Genomic DNA, 19,062 nt, shown 5'->3' on the forward strand with positions numbered 1-19,062 from the left:
CCGGAGCCTGTGAACCGTGAACCTCAACGCGACCTCCTCCTTGTGGGGTAGTTGCTGTTGGAATCCCCCGCCTTCAGACGGGGGAGGATGTCAAGCCGTTCCGCTACGTGCTGGAGGCCATGCGCGAGCTGTTCAACGGCGACTACGCGAGCGGCACCGTCGGCCTCGGCGTCGCGGTGACCGTGACCCTGTCGGTGCTCTGCGTCGTCGTGGGAACCCGCGTCTTCAACCGCGAGAACGCCTGACCACCCTTCTCGCCGATCGGCTCTCGCGGCCGCGCCGCCGCCGGGCCGGAACAGGGGCCGGCCCGGAACAAAGGGCCCCACCCGGCGAGCGCGGTGTTCAGCCCGGGGGGCCGTACGGCTCGATCCTCGGGTCGGAGTAGGGGCCCCCGTCCGCCCCCGGGGCGACCCGGCGGGCGGCGGACTCGCTCACCCGCAGGCCGTACAGGCCCTGGTCGGGGTCGATGAGCACCAGGCCGTAGTCGGTGTCGACGTCCTCCTCGGGTAACTCCAGGCGCCGCATGGCCTGCGCGAGCGTCGCGTCGGGCGGGAGCCGTACGGTGATCAGGAGCATGCACTCACGCTACGCGTTTGGCGCGGCGGCGCAACGAGGCGAGCATTCCGGCGGTGTCGACGACGCCGTAGCCGTAGTCGTGGTCGAACCCGACGGCGCCGTGGTCGTCGGCGGTACGCCGGAGCAGGGTGCGCAGCTGGGCGGGTGACAGGCGCGAGGAGGGCCACAGGGTGCGCACGGCCGCGACCAGCCCGGCGGCGACGGGACACGCGGCCGAGGTGCCCGAGTCGGCCTCGTCGTCGCCGAAGGCCCCCGAGCCGGAGAAGTGGGTGTAGGCGCAGAGGTCGGGCTTGCGGGCGGTGAGGCGGCCCGGACCCTGTGAGGAGTAGCCGACCCGCTGGCCCCGGATGTCGACGCCGCCGATCGACAGGACACGCGGGTGGGAGTTGGCGCCCGTGATCGGCCGGTCGGGGTACGCGCACCGGCCGTCGGGACAGTCACGCCCGCAGTTTCCCGCGGCGAACAGCACGTCGGCGCCCGCCCGCTCCAGGCTGGAGACGATCAGGTTGAACGGGTGGGCCGGGTTGTCGGAGTAGTTGCCGGGATGGCCCGCGGGGAAGTCCCAGTCGGGAGAGAAGGAACCCCAGCTGTTGCTGACGACCAGGGAGCGCGAGGCGGCGGGCTGGGCCTCGAGGACGGTGCGCAGGTGGGCGAAGGCCGCCACCGCGTCCGACAGCAGGCCGTCCAGCGCGCTGCCTCCGGGGCGCCGGGACAGCAGCACGGGCACGTCGATCAGTGACGCCCCGGGGGCGGCGATGAGCGCGTCGAAGGCGCACATCGTGCCGTGGTCGACGGGGAACTCGCCCGCCGTGCCCCGTACCCCCGAGGGCTTCCAGCTGTGCTGCGCGTCGAGGGCCACGGCGCGGTCGAGGCGCCGGGCCACGTGCGCGGCGTTGATGCCGGTGTCGAGCACCGCGAGCGCGACGCCCGCGCCGTCGAGACCCTCGCGGGCCAGCTCGGCGACGTTCAGCAGTCGCCCCACGTCGCGCCAGTCGCCCACCGGGGCCGTTCCGCCGCAGGTGAGACCCCGCTCGATCACCGGGTCGGCGAAGACTCCCACGACGTCCGGACGGAGCGAGGGCAGCAGGGTGATCCGGGTGGAGACCTCGTCGTCGGAGATCTCCCCGCGGACCAGGACGGAGGCCTCGTCGTCGGCGAAGGAGAACGTCAGCGGCTGGTTGAGCGAGAGGGGGTCGCCCCCGGCGACGGGAACCGGCCGGGGCGCGACGACCGGGGTGAAGGAGGGGTCCACGACGACCCCGGGCAGCGCGTCGACGACGTCGGCGGCCGCCGTGCTCACCGTGGGGTCGGCCACGGCCGCGACGACGTCGGGGGAGGGACGGAGCTGGAGCAGGACCCGCATGTGCACCACCGGGGCTCGAGGGGATCGGGTCCCACCACGTTCCTGCATCCGCCTGGATCACGTCCAGCCGTTGAAACCACTCCCTATCCGGACTCATGGCATGTAACCCGTGCAAACGATGGGCGTGGATTTCCTTCCCTGCGCGGGTGCCGATCACTAGCGTTGGGCGTCATGACCGCAGCGGCGGAGACGACTCCACCCCCCAGCCCCGATGTCCGGCACACACACTGGCTGAGCACGCGGCCCAGACTGATAGTGGCCAGTGGCTTCATGCTCTTCCTGGAGCTGGCCCTGATCCGGTGGACCGGGTCGAACATCGTTCATCTGAGTTACTTCACGAACTTCGTCCTGCTGGGGTCCTTCCTCGGCATCGGACTCGGCTTCCTGCGGGTGGGACGCAGCACCCGGCAGCCGTACTACTCGCCGATCGTGCTGGCCGTCCTGGTCGTGGTCGTGTGGCTCTTCCCGGTCACCGTGGACCGCCAGACCGAGGGGGTCCTGTACTGGACGAGCCTGAGCGCGAGCGGGCCGCCCCCCTGGCTGATCCTGCCGGTGATCTTCGCCGCGGCGGCGATCGTGCTGATGGGCCCGGCCGAGCTGGTCGGGCGGTGCTTCCCCGAGCTCGAACGGCTGGAGGCCTACCGCTACGACCTGATCGGCAGCCTCAGCGGCATCGCGCTGTTCACCGCGCTGTCGTTCCTCAGCGCGCCCCCGGTGGTGTGGGGCACGATCGCCGCGATCGCCTACGCGGTGCTGCTCTGGCCTCGCAAGGTCTGGGCCCGCGCGGCGCTGCTCGTGCCGTCGCTGATCGTCGTCGGCGTCCTCGCGACGGAGACGCTGACGGCCGGGGCGCTGTGGTCGCCCTACTACAAGGTGACCTACGTGCGCGGCTACTGGGAGGGTGTGCCGCTGATGAACATCGACGTCAACGGCATCCCGCACCAGCAGGCCACCCCGGCCAAGAACCGCCTGGAGTGGGAGCGCCAGTACGCCCTGCCGTACGAGCGGGCGGCCTCCGGCAAGCTGGACAACGTGCTCATCGTGGGCGCGGGCAGCGGCACCGACGTGTCCATCGCGCTGTCGAAGGGCGCCAAGCACGTGGACGCCGTGGAGATCGACCCCAAGCTGCTCGAACTCGGCCGCTCCTACCACCCGGACAAGCCCTACTCCGACCCCCGGGTCACCACCCACGTCACCGACGGCCGCGCCTTCCTGGAACGGACCTCCGACAAGTACGACCTGATCCTCTTCGCGCTGCCCGACTCGCTCACCCTGGTGTCCGGGGCGAGCTCGCTGCGGCTGGAGAGCTACCTGTTCACCCGGCAGGCGATGGAGGCGGCCAGGGACCACCTCAAGCCCGGCGGCGCCTTCTCGATGTACAACTACTACCGCGAGACCTGGCTGGTGGACCGCCTCGGCTCCACCATGCAGGCCGCCTTCGGCCACAAGCCCTGCGTCGACATCGTCAGCGAGACCGGCCAGCAGGCGGTGATCACCGCGGGGCTCACCGCAGAGGCGCAGCGGTGTGAGTCCGAGTGGGCGGGGGTGAAGGCCGACACCCCGCCGCCGGCCAGTGACGACCGGCCCTTCCTTTACCTGAAGGACCGGACGATCCCGCAGATCTACATCATCACCCTCGGCCTGATCCTCATCGTCAGCCTGCTCGCCGTGCGCGCCGTCGCCGGTCCGTACCGGCGGATGCGCCCGTACGCCGACCTCTTCCTGCTCGGGGTGGCGTTCCTGCTGCTGGAGACGAAGAGCGTCACCGGGTTCGCGCTGCTGTTCGGCACCACCTGGGTGGTGAACGCGATCGTGTTCGGCGGGGTGCTGGTCGCCGTGCTCGCCGCGGTGGAGGTGACACGCCGCTTCAGGGTGCCGTCCCTGCCGGTGATGTACGGGGTGCTGCTCGCCGGGCTCGTCCTGGCCTGGCTGGTGCCCAACTCCTGGCTGCTGAGCCTGCCGCTGCCGCTGCGCGCGGTGACCGCCGTGGTCGTGGCGTTCCTGCCGATCTTCGCGGCCAACGTGGTGTTCGCCAAGCGCTTCGCCGACTCCGCGGACGCCACGGTGTCCTTCGGCGCCAACCTGCTGGGCGCGATGGTCGGCGGCTGCCTGGAGTATCTGGCGCTGGTCATCGGCTACCAGGCGCTGCTGATCGTGGCGGGCCTGGTCTATCTGGGCGCCTTCGCCCTGCTGCCCAGGACCTCCGGGGCCGTCGCGGGCGGCGGGGGAGCCGGGGGCGGCGGCGCGGTCAAGGTCGGCTGAGCCGGTGGGCTCCGGGCGGGGAGCCCGGAGCCCACCGGAGTCCCGGGGGCCCGAAGTTCCGGGGGCCCTGAAGGCTCGGGGGTCCTGAACCCGGGGTTTCGAACCCGGGGTTTCGAAGGCCCGCATCCCGGGGCCCGGAAAAGCGTTGTGGCCCGTCCTCCCGCGAAGGAGGGCGGGCCACACGCGTGTGGCGATCGCGCGGGGCCGTCAGCGGCGGCGCCGCTCGCGCGGGGCGGTCAGAACCCGCAGAGCTCGTCCAGGGACTGGGCCTCGGCCTTGCCGTTCTGGGTGGGCGTCTGGCTCGGCTTGGCCACCGCCGACCTGGAGGGCTTGGGCGTGGCGGCGGGCGTCGCGCCGCTCGTGCCGGGCGAGGCCGTCGCGGCCAGGGGGCGGCGGGCGGGCTGCAGCGACTGGCGCAGCGTCCTGGCGGTCGCCGTACGGATCTTCTGCCAGTCGGGCGAGCCGGTGTAGAACTCCGGCGGCACGAACTGGAGGCTGACGATCCTGGCGTCCTTGACCTTCAGTCCCAGCTCGATGATGTGCTCCAGCAGCTCGCGGGGGATGTCGGTCTTGGCCATCTTCTTGGCCACGCCCGCGATCTTGGCGAAGTTGGTGAGCACGACCGACGGGGTGGCCTGCTGGGCAAAGGCGCCGATGACGCAGCGCTGGCGGGCCATCCGGGAGAAGTCGTCGCTGCCGACGCGGGAGCGCCCGTACCAGAGCGCCTCCTCGCCGGAGAGCTTCCGGTATCCGGCCTTGATGGTTCCGGCGGTGCCGTAGAGGCCGCCCCACGGGACGTCGCGCTCCACCCTGATCCTGAGGCCGCCGATGGCGTCCACCAGGTGGGCGAAGCCGAACATGTTGACCAGGGCGTAGTAGTCGATCTTCAGGTTGAGCGTGTAGCCGATGGCGTCCATGAGCGCCCGGGGGCCCCGATGCCCGTCCTTGACCCCGGGCATCAGCTCGGGGTGGTCCTCGGCGTACTGCCAGACCTCGTTGAGCAGGCCGCCGTTGGGCAGCTCGCGCATGAAACCGTCGGGGAACCGCTTGCCGAGCGCGCTGCCGGGCGGGAAGCGGACGTGCTGGAGGTTGCGGGGGAGGCTGAACATGGCGGTGTTGCCGGTCGCGACGTGCACGCTGGCCATGGTCATGCTGTCGGTCCGCACACCCTCCCGGTTCCCGGCGCCGTCGCCGCCGACGAGCAGGAAGTTCACCCGCTTGCGCCCGCCCCACGGATCCTCGTCCTTGACGGGGACGGCCGTGGGGTTGCCCGCGGAGGATTGGAAGATGGCGTTGGCCGTCTCCTTGCCGGTCATCACGGTGCTCGCGGTCAGCGCGAACGGCGCCATCACCGACACGCACAGCACGCCGACCGCGATGCCCGACACGATCTGCCCCCTGCCGCTGAGCCGGTGGGGCCCGAGGGAGATGTAGGAGAAGAGCACCAGCAGGAACCAGGTGATCGCGCCGACGACGGCCAGGACCACCGCGGTCGTCAGAATGCCGTCGCGGGCCACGAAGCCCGCGTTCTCCGTACCGCCGAGGGCGAACCAGCCGACCAGGGCGGCCAGCAGCAGCGCGCCGAAGATCGTGAGCAGGATGTACCCGGTGCGGCGGTGTCCCGACCGCAGGTGCGCCGCGCCGGGGAGGACCGCCGACAGCGCGGTCCAGCCGATGAGCGCGCCGACCGTCAGCGGCCTGGCGAACTGCGGCCGCTTCCCGGGAGGGGCGGGCGGACCGGGCGGACCGGGGGGCCCGGGCGGACCGGGAGGTCCGGGGGGAGACCCGGCGGGTCCTCCGGTCTGCCCCGCCGCCGGGCCCGGTCCGGCGCCTTGGCCCGGCCCGGCGGCCTGGCCGGGCCGCGTGCCCGCTCCGGCCTGCGAGGGAGAGGCCATCCGCCCGTCGGGCGCGCCCTGGGCCGGGAGGGTGTCGTGCCCGTTGTGCGCCGGCTGCCCGTTGGGTACGCCCCGCGGGGGAAGGGTCTCCTGCCCGTTGATCCCCTGTCCGTTGATTCCCTGCCCGTTGTGCGCGCCCGGGAGGGGGCGCGCCTCCTGCCCGTTGGCGGCGCCCCGTGCGCCGGGCCGAGGCTGCGGGGGGAGCGTCCCCCGCCCGTCCGGTACGCCCTGGACCAGGTCGGGAACCGCCCGGATCCCGTTGTGCGCGTCCCCGGCGGGAGTGTCCTGGGCCGGTGGCGTGCCGGGTGGGCCAGGGGGGATTCGCGTCTCGGCCGGACCTTGCGCGCCGCCGCGGCCCGCGGCCGGGCCTCCGCTGCGGCGCCGGGGGCGCCGTTTCCCACTGTCGCCGGCGAGATCCCCCGAGTCTTGCCCAAGGCGCATCGTCACACCGCTTCCTACTACGTTTTGCCCCGGTCTACCTGGCAAAACAGCCAAGGTTCCCCGATTGAACGGAATTTGCCAGGATTCTAGTCCCCATACCTGGACATGACAGACAGATAGCCAATCTGTGGTTAATGATCCCTTAAGTCGTGATGTCGCCTAAGACGTGGACGAGGAGGGCGCCAACCAGGTGTTGCACTGGAACGCCTTGTTCTTCTCGTAGCCCTGGCGGAACCACCGGTTGTTGTTCGCCGGGGAGCCGTGGTCACGGGGGTAGCCGGGCCAGTCGCCCACGCGGGAGTAGAAGTAGTAGAGGGTGTTGCGCCGGGCCGGGGTCACCGGGTAGCTGGCCGTGACCGAGCGCATGAACATCGCGCCGAAGCAGGTCGCCTGGAGCTCGAACCTGCGGCTCAGCGCGAGCCTCCCGCTCCGGCTGCTGGACCGCAGCGACCGCTGCCACCAGGTGTCGGACAGTCCCGACAGGTGCTGCACGTGGTGCCCGTACTCGTGGGCCATCATGCTGATGACCCCGCCGTGCCACTCGGTGATGGAGCCGTACCCGCCGGAGTTGCCGACCCCCCGCGCCATCGCCCTGGTCGAGGCGTAGATGGTGGTGTTGCGCGGGCAGTAGTACGGCACCATGCTGCCCGGCGAGGGGAAGTCGCCACAGGCGCCGCGGCCCTTCGTCGCGGTGAGGGCGTAGCCGGGCGGGCGCCAGTCCATGCCCTGCTTGCGCATGATCTGCGACCAGCCCCGGTCCATGCACTTGGACGTCCTGAGGATCAGCGCCTTGAGCTGGCTGTGGCTGTAGATGCTGGCCGACCCCGCCGGGCAGTTCACCCGGGGAAGCCCTCCGGCCCGGTAGAGCGTGTTGTTCTCCAGGCTGGTGTTGAGCGTCCGCACCTTGACCGGGGGCGTGATCGTGTCCTCCGAGATGTCGGAGGAGGCCGTCGTCCGTCGCGGCTCGGCGGACGCGGTACGCGCGGGCTCCGCGGTGGGCGTGTACGACGGCCTGCTGTCCGAGAAGGTGGGGATCGCGATCGGCGAGACCGGATCCGGGCGGCGGCTGTTCTTGGCCACCGCGCCCATCACCACGAGCCCGACGAACACCAGCGCGAACACGCCGAAGATCCCGCCGACGATCGCCCCGGCACCGCCGGAGCGAGGGCGCTGCGGCTGCCACTGCGGCGGCGGGTGGGCGTGCCGCTGCCGGGGATCCGGCGGCGGTGGCGGGGCCGGCTGCCCGTACGGCGCCGGGCCCCCGGGCCACGTCGGCGGATGCGGGTGGCCCTGTCCCGGCGGCGGCTGCTGCGGAGGCGCCGGCGGGGGCGGGAAGTGCGGCGGATACCCCGGGGGCGGCGGCTGGGGGTGGCCCTGGGGCGGCCCCGGCGGGTACCCCCGGCCTGGCGGTGGCGGTGGCGGTGGCGGGGGTGCGACCGGCTGCCGGGAGGGAGCGGGCGGGTACCCGTATCCGGGCGGGAATCCCTGTCCTGGCGGCGACGCCGGGTGGCTCCCGTGCCCCGGCGGCGACGCTGGACGGTTTCCCTGTCTCGGTGGTGCCGGTGGATGACCGGCCTGTCCCGGCGGGGGTGCCTGCCCCGGATACGTGGGCAGGTGCGGGTATCCCTGTCCCGGTGGTGGCGGCTGTTGCGGATATCCCGGCGGTGGCGGTTGAGGATGGCCCTGAGCCGTCCATCCGGGTGGTGTCTGAGGTGGTCGCCCCCGAGGTGGAGGGGGCGGTGGGGGGTAGTGCCCGTTGCCTGTCACGCTGTCTCCCCGTTGACCCGAGCGTCCGATGTGAGCTACAGGTCCGGACTTTTGCCGAATTTGGGGCGTAAGCATACTGATTTATCATCCGTCACGGATGTCGCTGCATTCGATTACATTCCGAAATCATCCGAGGTGATCTCCGCGATGTACCGGACCGATCCAGGGCTCGTGACCTAGCTTCAAATCATGAATCTGCAGCAGCTCCGCTATGTGGTCGCGACGGCGGAGCATCGCACCATGACCGACGCGGCCAGGTCGCTGTACATCGCACAACCTGCCCTTTCCCGTGCGATCAGGGATTTGGAACGAGAGCTCGGGATGACGTTGTTCGCACGTTCCGGACGTGGCGTGGTCGTCACGGCGCAGGGACGCCGGGTGGTCAAACTGGCCCGGGAGGCGCTCGACGCCGTCCGCGAGATCGAGTCACTGTCCACGCACGGCCACGCGTCCGAGGCGGAGCTTCGCATCGCCTCGATACCCAGCCTCGAACCGGGGCTGGCAGGACGCCTCCTCCCCGCGTACACCGCCGAACATCCCGGGGTACGCATTCACATCGTCCGCTGTGACGGGCGGGACGGCGTGGTGAGCGCCATCAGGGACCAGCGGGCCGACCTCGGCCTGACGGACCTGCCCGTCCCCACCGATCTGATCAGTCATCCGCTGGAGCGCCAGGAGATCGTGCTGATCTCCCCGCCCGGAGTGGACCTGCCCGACCCGGTGCCGATGAGGAGACTCAACGGCATGCGGCTGGTGCTGCCGGTTCCCGGCAGTTCCCGGCGCAGGGAGTTCGACGCGCTCTTCGCCAAACACGGTGTGGCCCCCGTGGTGGCGACGCAGCTCGACGAGCGCGGCAACTGGCTGAGCACCGTCCGTTCGGGTACGGCCTCGATGCTCTGGTACCGGGGGATGGCCGAGCAGGCCGCCCGCGCCGGGCTCGTGGTCCGCACCCTCGATCCCTCGGTCCGCCGGGTGATCGCCATCGTGCACGCGCGACGGCGGCTGCCCGCCATCGCCCAGGAGTTCCTGTCCGTGGCCGAAAGTGGGTCGGCCGCGTAGGAGCCCCGAGGCTCGTCAGTTCTTCCAGTTTTCCCCCAGAGGCGGCGCAGGTGGGAGCGCCGTCCTCTCCGACACCGGGCTATAGGCTCGGTCTCGATGACTATCTTGCGCCTGCGCGGCCGTGAGTTCCGGCCCGGCGAGTTCGCGATCATGGCGGTGGTCAACCGCACCCCCGACTCCTTCTTCGACAGGGGAAGGACGTACGGCTTCGCGGCGGCCCTGGAGGCGGTGGACGGTGCCGTCGCGGGAGGCGCGGACATCGTCGACATCGGCGGCGTCAAGGCGGGTCCCGGCGACGAGGTCGATCCCGCGGAGGAGATCCGCCGGGTGGCCGACCTGGTCGCGGAGGTGAGGCGTCGTCACCCCCGGCTCATCGTCAGCGTCGACACCTGGCGCGCGGAGGTCGCCGAGGTCGTCGCCGAGGCGGGCGCGGACCTTCTCAACGACACCTGGGGCGGGGTCGACCCCGAACTGGCCGGGGTCGCCGCCAAGCACGGCATCGGCCTGGTCTGCGCGCACGCCGGTCGCGTGACCCCGCGCACCCGCCCGCACCGTATCGCCTACGCCGACGTGGTCGCCGACGTCATCGGCTACACCGTCGACCTCGCCGAGCGCGCCGTCGCCACGGGGGTGCCCAGGGAGTCGATCCTCATCGACCCGGCGCACGACTTCGGCAAGAACACCTGGCACTCCCTGGAGGTCAGCCGCCGTCTGGACGAGATGGTCGCCACCGGCTGGCCGGTGCTGGTCGCGGTCTCCAACAAGGACTTCGTCGGCGAGGCCCTCGGCGGCCTGCCGGTGGACGAGCGCCACGCCGGGACCATGGCCACGCTGGCGGTCTCCGCCTGGCAGGGGGCCCGGGTCTTCCGGGTCCACGACGCCGCGTCCGCCCGCGCCGCCCTGGCCACCGTCGCGAGGCTGCGCCGATGACCGTTCCAGTGCCGCCACCGCTGATGACGCCCGCCTCGCGGGCACACCTCTCCCGCGGGCGCCGCGCCCGCCGCGAACACGGACGGGAGCCCCACCCATGCCGGAAGAACGACTCGACCACCTCGTCTACGCCACCCCCGACCTGTACGCGACCGTACGGGAGATCACCGGCCTGCTCGGCGTCGAGCCCGTGGAAGGCGGGCGCCACGTGGGCCTGGGCACCCGCAACCACCTGCTGGGCCTGGGCGGGCGCCGTTACCTGGAGATCATCGGCCCGGATCCCGACCAGCCCGATCCCGGCCTCGCCCGGCCGTTCGGCCTCGACCTGCTGCCCGGCCCGCGTCTGGTCACCTGGGCGATCCACCCGGCCGACCTCGACGCGACCGTCGCGCGGGCCCGCGAGCGCGGGTACGAGCCGGGCGAGATCCACCCGATGTCGCGCCGCACCCCGGAGGGTGAGCTGCTGGAGTGGCGGCTCACGTCCTCGCCCGACGACACCGGCGACGGCCTGGTCCCGTTCCTGATCGACTGGGGGACGACGGCGCACCCCGCCGAGCGCGGCCTGCCCGTGGTGGAGCTGACCTCCCTCACCGCCAGCCACCCCGACCCCGCGGCCGTCGCCGCGGACCTGGCCGCGCTCGGGGCCGAGCTGGAGGTGGCCGCCGGTGACGAACCCCGCCTGGTGGCCGTGATCGGCGGGGTCACGCTCTTTTAGAGCGTCGTCCCGAGGGAGAGAAGGACCGGGCCACCCTCGGGGGGAAGGGTGGCCCGATCACGAGGCGGGGGCGCGCCTCGCATTCCAGGAGGGTCTACTGCGAGGTGATCTTGACGTCGTCGACCCCGGCCTCCACCAGGCTCGCCCCGGAGGCGTCGGCCGCCTCCACGACGACACGGACGACCTGCCCGGCGTGGCCGGAGACGTTGGCCGTGGCGGTGGCCCAGGCGGCGGCGCGGTTGGACGCGGCACCGGTCTGGTTCAGCACGGTCGTGGTGGTCGTGCCGACCACGCGGACCCGGACGTAGTCCGCGCTGCTCGCGTTGTTCAGGTGGCCGAGGTACCAGGAGAAGGACAGGGTGAGCGTCCCGCTCGCGGGCAGCGTGATCGCCGGCGACTGCGCGCTCGTCACGCCGCCGTCGATGTCGCCGTCACCCGCGCTCGACCCGGCCGCCGCACCGCTGACCAGCCCGTACGTGCCACTGGGGGTGGTGCCGGGCTGGGTGGTCACGCCGCCGCTCGACGTCTGTCCCGGGTCGCCGCGCTCGAAACGGCCCGTGGTCGCGGTGTCGGTGCCGCCGGGGTTGACCGTCCAGCCGCGCTCGGCCTCGAAGTCGTCGGAGTAGACCACCGTGGGCTCGGGGCCGGGGCCGCCTCCCCCGACGTGCAGCAGCAGGTTCGGCGATCCGGTGCCGGGGTTGGTCACCACGCCGGGCGTGGCATTGGTGACGATCGTGTCGCGCACCTGCGCCGGGGTGGCGGCGGGGCTGCCGCTCAGGACCAGCGCCGCCGCGCCCGCGACGTGCGGGGAGGCCATCGAGGTGCCGTTGATCGTGTTGGCGGCGGTGTCGTTCGTGTTCCAGGCCGAGGTGATGGCCGAACCGGGGGCGAACAGGTCCAGGCAGGTGCCGAAGTTGGAGTAGGACGCGCGGGCGTCGGTACTGGTGGTGGCGCCCACCGTGATCGCGGCGGGAAGCCGCGCGGGGGAGCGGGTGCACGCGTTGGTGCTCTCGTTGCCCGCGGCGAGCGCGTACACGACGCCGGAGGCGATGGAGTTGGAGACCGCGGTGTCGAGCGCGGTGCTCGCGCTGCCGCCCAGGCTCATGTTGGCCACGGCGGGCTTGACCGCGTTGGCGGTGACCCAGTCCACGCCCTCGATGATGATCGAGGTGGAGGTGCTGTTGCCGCAGCCGAACACCCGCACGCCGACCAGCGTGACGGCCTTGGCGATGCCGTACTGGCCGCCGCCGACCGTTCCCGAGACGTGGGTGCCGTGACCGTTGCAGTCGGCCACGTCGTTGTCGTCGTCGTAGACGTCGCGTCCGGCCTGCGCCCGCCCGCCGAAGTCGGAGTGGGTGACCCGGATGCCGGTGTCGATGATGTAGGCCCGCACGCCGGAACCGGTGTTCGGCGCGGTGTAGGTGCCGTCGAGCGGCAGGTTTCGCTGGTCGACCCGGTCCAGGCCCCACGAGGACACGGCCTGGTTGACCAGGGTGAACTCCTGGTCCTGCTCGACGTAGGCGACGTCGGGCCGCGCGGCGATCCGCCGGGCCTGCTCCTCGCTCGCCCGGATGGCGAAGCCGTTGATGGCACGCTGGTAGACGGTGCCGACCTGCGCGCCCTCGCCTTCTGCGACCTCGCGCGCCCTGCGGTCGCGGTCGACGAGGCTGAAGCGGCCCTTGAGGACCACGATGTAGCTGTCGGCGAGCGCGGTCGCGCTGTCCGCCTTGACGATGGAACCGGTGGAACCCGTGGAACCGGCGGGATCCGTGTGCTGCAGCGCCGAGGCCGGGGTGACCGGCCCGAGGGCGAGCAGGAGTGCGGCGGTGACCAAGCCCGCTAATCGGAGGGCGGGGGTCTTGCTCATGTTCGCGGACCTCCTGGAGGGGGGTGGGCCCGGCATCCCGGTCGGGGATCCCGGGCGGCGGTGGAGCGTCCCCATCGTCGGCCAGCCTGATATTTACTGCAATATCGTGACAGAGGTAAACCAATTTGTTATGTAGTTGTCCTCGGGCGATCGGGAGTGGAGAGCTGACGATCAGGAGTAGATGACCGAAAGGAAGCGGATCAGGATCGCCTCTCGCCGGTCGGCGGGCAGGGCGTCGAGAACCGCGTTGACCACGGCCATCTCCGGCTGCCCCGAGCCGCCCAGGTCCACCCCGACCGCCGCCGCCAGCTCGCCGAACGCGGCGTCGTCGAGCGCGTCCAGGTCCAGGCCCGCCACCAGCTCCACCAGCCCCTCCGGCAGCTCCGCGGGACCCCGCTCGCGGGCCGCCTCCACGGCCTCCGCGATCACCTCCAGCATCGCCTCGACGCCCCGCAGGGTCACCCCGGTCACCGTGATGTGGATGTTGGCCGGGATGCCCGCGTAGGACAGCTGCGGCTGCAGGAACCACCCGCGCTTCCTGGCCTCGTCCGACAGCACGAACACGTCCACCCCGTCCACGTCGTCCGTGGAGCCGAAGGCGACCAGTGCCGACTCCGGGTCGCCGAGCACCCGCAGTCCGGGGATCTTCGCGATCCCCTCTCGGAGCTCGCGGGCCGCCGCCAGGGTGGTGCGGCCGAGCTCCAGGTAGCCCTCCCGGCCCAGGGCCTGGAAGGTGGCCCACGCCCCGCCCAGCGGGCCCGCGGACTTCGAGCTCTGCACGGTGGCGTTGATCACCGTGTAGCCGGGCCACGACGCCGAGGCGAAGTACGCCCTGCGCCGCAGCGCGGGGTCGGCGAACAGCACGACCGAGGCGCCCTTGGGCGCGTACCCGAACTTGTGCAGATCGCAGGAGAGCGACGTGACCCCGGGAACCGACAGGTCGAAGGGCGGGACGTCCGCCCCGGCCTCGCGCAGCCAGGGCAGCAGCCACCCGCCCACGCAGGCGTCCACGTGGCAGAGCACGCCGCGCGCGGCGGCGATCCCGGCGATCTCGGCGATCGGGTCGATCACGCCCTGTGGGTAGGACGGCGCCGAGGCGACCACCAGGACGGTGTCCTCGGTGATCACGGCCTCGACGTCCGCGGGGGAGGCCCGGAACGTCACCGGGTCCACCGGTACGGCGTCCACCACGACCCCCAGGTAGTGCCCGGCCTTGTGGAAGGCGGGGTGCGCGGTCACCGGCACCGCCATCCGGGGGCGGCCCGCCGTCTCGCGGGAGTCCCGCGCGGCCTTCACCGCCAGCATGATCGACTCGGTGCCTCCGCTGGTGAAGATGCCCGACCCCCCGCCGAGCAGCTCGGCGACCGCGCCGACGACCTGCTTCTCCATCTCCACCACGCTGGGGAAGGCCGTCGGGTCGAGGGTGTTGACCTCCAGCATCTCGAAGTAGGCCCTGGCGGCGGCCTCGTGCACCTCGGGCCGTCCGGTGTCGTAGACGTACGCGGTCACCTTGCCGCCGCGTACCGGCAGGTCGTCCTGCTTGAGGCGGGCGATCTCGGCCAGCAGTTCATCGGTGTTGCGGCCCTTGTCAGGCAGGCTCATCGGTCTCCTCGGGGATACGGCTCGCGCGGGCCGGAAGGACGCGGCCCGCAGGGGCCGCCGGGGAAATGCCAGCATCACACGAAATCACACGGAATCGTGCCGTACGGAGATCCGGTGGCGCGCACCGGCCCGGCATACGCGACGGAGCCGGGAAACCGGGCGGAGGCCGGGATGGAGGCCGGGATGGAGGCGGGGAGCCGGGCGGAGGTCAGGGCGGGGGCGGGGAGCCGGGCAGGGCGGCGACGCGGTGGACCATCCGGTGCAGGTGGGTGCGGAACCGCCGTAGAACGGCGGGATCCTCAGCGTCCTGGCGGTTGCCCTCCCGGCCCAGCACCCCGCCCTGGCAGAAGCCGTGCACGCACCACACCACCGACCAGAAGGCGTACTTCATGTCGACGTCGGCGTCCACGTGCCCGGCCTCCACCGCGGGATCGATCACGCTGGAGACGAGGTCGATCTGCGGCTGGACGTATCTCCGTTCCAGCTCGGTGACGTCACCGGCGTCCGCGAGCCACCGGTGCATCCAGAGGGAGGGGAACTCGGGATGGGCGAGGCAGAAGTCGAGGTAGTGGTCGACGATCCGGTGGATCACCACCGCCGTCTGCTCGGGGGTCGTCGCGGGCATCCCCTCCAGCGCCCGCACCAGGGACGCCCGCTCGGCCCGGTACCCGCGCTCCATGATCTCCAGGTAGAGCTCACGCTTGCCGTCGAACTCCTCGCCGAGGGCCTCGACGCTCAGCCCGGCGGCCTCGGCGACCTGGCTCGCGGACGTGCTGTCGTACCCCAGCGCGGCGAACAGGCCGGTGGCGACCCGCAGGATGAGCTCCCGCCGGCTGCCGTCAACGGAAGTCATGAGTGTGACGCTAGGTCCCGATCGACCGCCCGGCCAAGCGGATGACTCACAAGCCTCGGTCAAGATAGCGGAAGCCGTACGACCGCCCGGAGGCCCGGGGAGGCGTCCTCCAGGTGGACGGCGCCGCCGTGGGCGTGGACCGTCTCGCGCACGATGGCCAGGCCCAGCCCGGCTCCGCCCTCGTCGCGGCTGCGCGCGCTGTCCAGCCGGGTGAACCGGTCGAACACCCGCTCCCGGTCGGCCTCGGGGATGCCCGGCCCGTCGTCGGTGACGGTCAGCACGGCGTCGGCTCCCTCGGCCCGCAGCTCGACCACCACGGGGGCGGAGGTGTGCCGCAGCGCGTTGTCGACCAGGTTGACCAGCACCCGGCTCAGGTCCAGCGCGTCCCCGGTGACCCTGACCGGCCCGCTCCCCGGCCCGTCGGCCGCGCCGGGTGCGCTCCCCGGTCCGTTCCTTGGTCCGTCGGCCCTGCCGGGTCCGTTCCTCGGTGCGCCTGCCGTTCGGGGTCCGCTTTCCGGCCTGTCGCCGGCCGCGCCGGGTGCGTTCCCCGGTTCCCTCTCCGGTTCGCCCGCGATCCGCACCGTGACGGCCTCGCCGTACCGCTCGACGGTCTGCGCGACCAGCTGGTCCAGCTCCACCGGCTCCCCCCGCGCGGGCGTGCCGCCGCGCTCGTCCAGCCGGGCCAGCGAGAGCAGGTCCTCGGCCAGCCTGGACAGGCGCATGGTGTCCTCCAGCACGCCCTCCGCCGTCTCCCGCCAGTCCTGCCCCTCGGGGTGGCCGAGCGCCACCTCCAGCTGGAGCCGGATGCTCGCCAGCGGGCTGCGCAGCTCGTGCGCCGCGTCCGAGACCAGGGCCCGCTGCCGGACACCGGCCTTCTCCAGCCGGGCCAGCATCGCGTTCAGCGTCGTGGCCAGGCTGTGCACCTCGTCGCGCGCCTCGGGCACCGGCAGGCGGCGCGAGCGGGCGGTGTCGGTGATCTCGTCCGCGCCCCGGCGCAGCGCCGCGATCGGCCGCAGGGTCCGGCCGATGATCACCCAGCTGGCTCCCGCGAGCAGGATCAGCAGCAGCGGCGTGCCGACGATCAGCACGTGCCCGGCCGTGGAGATGCTGGTCTGCACCTCGCTGAAGGGGCGCGCCGCGATCACCGTCTGCCCCCGGTCGGCGCTGAGCACCCGGACTCGGAGCATGTGCGGGATGCCGTACGGCTTCCCGTCCAGGAAGCGCGCCTCGCCCATGCCGATGGCCGCCGCCCGCTCCCCGGCGCCCAGCAGCGGTACCAGCCTGTCGGTGCCGGTGGTCGTGTGGGTGATCCGTCCCGTGCCGTCGATCACCTGCAGGAGCGTGCCGTCAGGCGAGGTCATCTCGTCGGGCAGCCGTCCCGCGTCGGCCAGCGAGACCGTGTCCCTGGCCCGCTGGTAGATCGAGTCGTCGATGGTGGCCAGCAGCGCGTTGCCGAGCACGGTGATCATCACGTAGGCCGAGACCACCAGCGCCACCGCCAGCACGGCCGAGGCGACCGCCGTCAGCCGGAAGCGCAGGCTCTTGCGCCGCCACCGGCCGACCGCGCGCCCTCCCCCGTGCGCGACCGCGCCGGCCGGGGAGGCCGTGCCGGCGGGGCGTCCCGCGTCCGCTCCGGCGGCGGGCCGGTCCTGGCGGGCACGGGGGTCCCTGCGGGCCGGGGAGGCCGGATCAGCCGCCATCGCCGGCCAGCCGGTATCCCGCTCCCCGCACCGTCTGCAGCGCGTTCCGGGAGAACGGCACGTCGATCTTGCGTCGCAGGTAGCCGACGTAGACCTCGACCACGTTGGGGTCGGTGTCGAAGGTGTCCCAGACGTGCTCCAGGATCTCCGTCTTGGAGACCACCTCGTCGTGGTGGCGGATCAGGAACTCCAGCAGCGCGAACTCCCTGGGCGTCAGCTCGATCGGCGTCTCGCCCCTGGTGACCCGCCGCCGCGCCGGGTCGAGCGCCAGGTCCCCGGCCCTCAGCACGGACGGGCGCCGGTTCGCCCCGCGCCTCAGCAACGCCCTCAGCCTGGCCACCAGCACCACGTACGAGAACGGCTTGGTCAGGTAGTCGTCGGCGCCGAGGTCGAGCCCGTCGGCCATGTCGTACTCGCCGTCCTTGGCCGACAGCATCAGGATCGGCACCCAGTTCTCCTCGGCCCGCAGCTGCTTGCAGACGTTGTAGCCGGAGATCCTGGGCAGCATGATGTCCAGGACCACGACGTCGTACTCGCCGTGCCTGGCCTGGTGCAGGCCGTCCTCCCCGTCGTGCGCGAGGTCGACCGCGAACCCCTCGGCCTGCAGGCCGCGCTGCAGGGCGGCCGCCATCCTCCGCTCGTCCTCCACGACGAGAACCCGCATGTGAACGCCCCTTTCGCCACCCGCCGCCACCTGGACGTGCCCATCCTCGACCACCCCGCCTGAGAGGCGGCTGAGAAGCCTGTGAGCACTCTCAGTCTGTCTCAGCTTCGGCACAGGACCTGTCACGCAGTCTGCTGTCGACAGGGATTGACGGCATACCGTGGAGGAATGAGATGTCTGAGCAAGCGAGACGGGGCCGCGCGGTGAGGTGGGCCGTGCCGGCCGCCGCGATCGCGCTGGTCGCCGGAGCCATCGGAGCCGGACCGGTCATCGCCGCCGTACAGGGGGATCCCACGCTGCCCGAGCGCACCGCGGAGCAACTGCTGGCGAGCGCCGCCCAGGCGAGCCGGAGCGGGCTGAAGCCCATGTCGGGCACCGTCATGCAGACCGCCTCGCTCGGGCTGCCCGCACTGCCCGGCGTGCCGGGCATGGGGGGATCCTCGCCCGCCGCCCTGCTGGCGGGCTCGCACGAGCTCAAGGTCTGGTACGGCGGGGAGGACAGGTTCCGCTTCGCCCTCCCCGGGCGGATGAGCGAGACCGACCTGATCGCCAACGGTGACCAGGTATGGCTGTGGCAGAGCGACGTCAACAAGGCCACCCGCGTCAAGGCGGGAGGCGCCGAGGGCCTCGGAGAAGGGAAGCCCGGTGCCGTCGACGCGCACAGGGCGCTGCCCACGGCGGCCACACCGCAGCAGCTCGCCCAGGAGCTGCTGGGGCGGATCGGCGCCGACACCGTGGTCAGCGTGACCAACACCGAGAAGGTCGCCGACCGCGCGGCCTACCAGCTCGTCCTCGCGCCCAAGGACGCCTCGTCCCTGGTCAAGGAGGTCAAGCTGGCGCTGGACGGGGAGACCTTCGTCCCGCTGCGGATCCAGGTGTACGCCAGGAGCGCGGCCGAGCCCGCCTTCGAGGTCGGCTTCACCTCGGTCACCTTCACCCCGCCCGCCGCGGAGAACTTCACCTTCACCCCGCCCGCGGGGGCCAAGATCGAGGAGGCGTCGATCGGCGAACTCGCCGAGAAGCGAGGCGCGCGGCAGGGCGAGAAGCTCAGGCAGGGCGAGGAGATCAGGGAGAAGGCCAGGACCGTCGGTACGGGCTGGACCACGGTCGCGGTGATCCCCGCCTCGGAGATGGCGAAGCTGGCCTCGGCGCCCCGGGGTGAGGGACCCGCGGGGCAGGGCGCGGGACAGGACGCCGCTGCGATCACCGACACCCTGCTGAAGTCGGCCAAGCCGATCAGCGGCACGTGGGGCAGTGGCAAGGTCATCCAGACCAAGCTGGTCTCCGCGCTGCTGACCGACGACGGCCGCCTGCTGGTCGGCGCCGTCACCCCGGAGAAGCTGTCCGAGGCGGCCGGTCAGAAGTGAG

Annotated in this window: 15 protein-coding genes; 6 read left to right on the plus strand and 9 right to left on the minus strand. The window is 72.2% G+C overall.

The features are described from left to right. Positions 1 to 107 precede the first annotated feature (107 nt). Positions 108 to 245, plus strand: a complete 138-nt coding sequence (locus ACTOQ3_RS24375) for a hypothetical protein (RefSeq protein WP_440085652.1) — start codon at positions 108 to 110, stop codon at positions 243 to 245. A 97-nt stretch (positions 246 to 342) separates the two neighbouring features. Here the strand turns inward: ACTOQ3_RS24375 and ACTOQ3_RS24380 are convergent, their stop codons facing one another. After that, a complete protein-coding gene (locus ACTOQ3_RS24380; protein WP_440085653.1) occupies positions 343 to 576 on the minus strand; it encodes a hypothetical protein in 234 nt (77 codons plus the stop codon). A 4-nt stretch (positions 577 to 580) separates the two neighbouring features. Next, a complete protein-coding gene (locus ACTOQ3_RS24385; protein ID WP_440085654.1) occupies positions 581 to 1,939 on the minus strand; it encodes a S8 family serine peptidase in 1,359 nt (452 codons plus the stop codon). A 270-nt stretch (positions 1,940 to 2,209) separates the two neighbouring features. Here ACTOQ3_RS24385 and ACTOQ3_RS24390 point away from each other — a divergent pair, with 270 nt between their 5' ends. Further along, positions 2,210 to 4,201 (plus strand): spermidine synthase, encoded by a 1,992-nt coding sequence (locus ACTOQ3_RS24390; protein WP_440085655.1) that lies wholly within the window; start codon positions 2,210 to 2,212, stop codon positions 4,199 to 4,201. A 236-nt stretch (positions 4,202 to 4,437) separates the two neighbouring features. On the opposite strand, the gene ACTOQ3_RS24395 is transcribed toward ACTOQ3_RS24390, so the two are convergent. Then, a complete protein-coding gene (locus ACTOQ3_RS24395) occupies positions 4,438 to 6,537 on the minus strand; it encodes an LCP family glycopolymer transferase (protein WP_440085838.1) in 2,100 nt (699 codons plus the stop codon). A 159-nt stretch (positions 6,538 to 6,696) separates the two neighbouring features. Continuing rightward, positions 6,697 to 7,659, minus strand: coding sequence for a neutral zinc metallopeptidase (locus ACTOQ3_RS24400; protein ID WP_440085656.1), 963 nt, complete (start codon positions 7,657 to 7,659; stop codon positions 6,697 to 6,699). An 834-nt stretch (positions 7,660 to 8,493) separates the two neighbouring features. Here ACTOQ3_RS24400 and ACTOQ3_RS24405 point away from each other — a divergent pair. The 3 genes from ACTOQ3_RS24405 to ACTOQ3_RS24415 all read left to right on the plus strand — a co-directional run bounded on the left by ACTOQ3_RS24405 (position 8,494) and on the right by ACTOQ3_RS24415 (position 11,008). After that, the gene (locus ACTOQ3_RS24405; RefSeq protein WP_350966547.1) at positions 8,494 to 9,363 is read left to right on the plus strand and encodes a LysR family transcriptional regulator; all 870 of its coding nucleotides are present in this window, start codon (positions 8,494 to 8,496) and stop codon (positions 9,361 to 9,363) included. A gap of 96 nt (positions 9,364 to 9,459) precedes the next feature. Continuing rightward, positions 9,460 to 10,293, plus strand: coding sequence for a dihydropteroate synthase (folP, locus tag ACTOQ3_RS24410; RefSeq protein ID WP_440085657.1), 834 nt, complete (start codon positions 9,460 to 9,462; stop codon positions 10,291 to 10,293). Between the two features lie 97 nt (positions 10,294 to 10,390). Further along, positions 10,391 to 11,008, plus strand: coding sequence for a VOC family protein (locus tag ACTOQ3_RS24415; protein WP_440085658.1), 618 nt, complete (start codon positions 10,391 to 10,393; stop codon positions 11,006 to 11,008). A 94-nt stretch (positions 11,009 to 11,102) separates the two neighbouring features. On the opposite strand, the gene ACTOQ3_RS24420 is transcribed toward ACTOQ3_RS24415, so the two are convergent. The 5 genes from ACTOQ3_RS24420 to ACTOQ3_RS24440 form a co-directional block, all read right to left on the minus strand. Further along, positions 11,103 to 12,875, minus strand: a complete 1,773-nt coding sequence (locus tag ACTOQ3_RS24420; RefSeq protein WP_440085659.1) for a S8 family peptidase — start codon at positions 12,873 to 12,875, stop codon at positions 11,103 to 11,105. A 171-nt stretch (positions 12,876 to 13,046) separates the two neighbouring features. Continuing rightward, positions 13,047 to 14,477, minus strand: a complete 1,431-nt coding sequence (locus ACTOQ3_RS24425; RefSeq protein WP_440085660.1) for a pyridoxal phosphate-dependent decarboxylase family protein — start codon at positions 14,475 to 14,477, stop codon at positions 13,047 to 13,049. 208 nt (positions 14,478 to 14,685) lie between these two features. After that, a complete protein-coding gene (locus tag ACTOQ3_RS24430) occupies positions 14,686 to 15,330 on the minus strand; it encodes a TetR/AcrR family transcriptional regulator (protein WP_440085661.1) in 645 nt (214 codons plus the stop codon). Between the two features lie 59 nt (positions 15,331 to 15,389). Then, a complete protein-coding gene (locus ACTOQ3_RS24435; protein ID WP_440085662.1) occupies positions 15,390 to 17,030 on the minus strand; it encodes a sensor histidine kinase in 1,641 nt (546 codons plus the stop codon). Further along, positions 17,020 to 17,694: a response regulator transcription factor gene (locus ACTOQ3_RS24440; RefSeq protein ID WP_362682642.1), complete on the minus strand. Its 675-nt coding sequence runs from the start codon at positions 17,692 to 17,694 to the stop codon at positions 17,020 to 17,022. Before ACTOQ3_RS24440 ends, ACTOQ3_RS24435 begins: the two co-directional genes overlap by 11 nt. A 173-nt stretch (positions 17,695 to 17,867) precedes the next feature. Here ACTOQ3_RS24440 and ACTOQ3_RS24445 point away from each other — a divergent pair, with 173 nt between their 5' ends. Next, positions 17,868 to 19,061 carry a LolA family protein gene (locus tag ACTOQ3_RS24445; protein ID WP_440085663.1) on the plus strand — a complete coding sequence of 398 codons (1,194 nt, stop codon included), beginning with the start codon at positions 17,868 to 17,870 and terminating at the stop codon, positions 19,059 to 19,061. The last annotated feature ends 1 nt before the right edge of the window (position 19,062 follow it).

This window comes from Streptosporangium sp. LJ11 (assembly GCF_051918945.1).
GTDB lineage: Bacteria > Actinomycetota > Actinomycetes > Streptosporangiales > Streptosporangiaceae > Streptosporangium.

Bases quoted from the DNA above. Each gene is read 5' to 3' on its own strand.
- ACTOQ3_RS24385 (WP_440085654.1), bottom strand. From the start codon at position 1,939: ATGCGGGTCCTGCTCCAGCTCCGTCCCTCCCCCGACGTCGTCGCGGCC.
- folP (WP_440085657.1), top strand. From the start codon at position 9,460: ATGACTATCTTGCGCCTGCGCGGCCGTGAGTTCCGGCCCGGCGAGTTC.
- ACTOQ3_RS24395 (WP_440085838.1), bottom strand. From the start codon at position 6,537: ATGCGCCTTGGGCAAGACTCGGGGGATCTCGCCGGCGACAGTGGGAAA.
- ACTOQ3_RS24390 (WP_440085655.1), top strand. From the start codon at position 2,210: ATGCTCTTCCTGGAGCTGGCCCTGATCCGGTGGACCGGGTCGAACATC.
- ACTOQ3_RS24380 (WP_440085653.1), bottom strand. From the start codon at position 576: ATGCTCCTGATCACCGTACGGCTCCCGCCCGACGCGACGCTCGCGCAG.
- ACTOQ3_RS24415 (WP_440085658.1), top strand. From the start codon at position 10,391: ATGCCGGAAGAACGACTCGACCACCTCGTCTACGCCACCCCCGACCTG.
- ACTOQ3_RS24445 (WP_440085663.1), top strand. From the start codon at position 17,868: ATGTCTGAGCAAGCGAGACGGGGCCGCGCGGTGAGGTGGGCCGTGCCG.
- ACTOQ3_RS24405 (WP_350966547.1), top strand. From the start codon at position 8,494: ATGAATCTGCAGCAGCTCCGCTATGTGGTCGCGACGGCGGAGCATCGC.
- ACTOQ3_RS24435 (WP_440085662.1), bottom strand. From the start codon at position 17,030: ATGGCGGCTGATCCGGCCTCCCCGGCCCGCAGGGACCCCCGTGCCCGC.
- ACTOQ3_RS24430 (WP_440085661.1), bottom strand. From the start codon at position 15,330: ATGACTTCCGTTGACGGCAGCCGGCGGGAGCTCATCCTGCGGGTCGCC.
- ACTOQ3_RS24440 (WP_362682642.1), bottom strand. From the start codon at position 17,694: ATGCGGGTTCTCGTCGTGGAGGACGAGCGGAGGATGGCGGCCGCCCTG.
- ACTOQ3_RS24420 (WP_440085659.1), bottom strand. From the start codon at position 12,875: ATGAGCAAGACCCCCGCCCTCCGATTAGCGGGCTTGGTCACCGCCGCA.
- ACTOQ3_RS24425 (WP_440085660.1), bottom strand. From the start codon at position 14,477: ATGAGCCTGCCTGACAAGGGCCGCAACACCGATGAACTGCTGGCCGAG.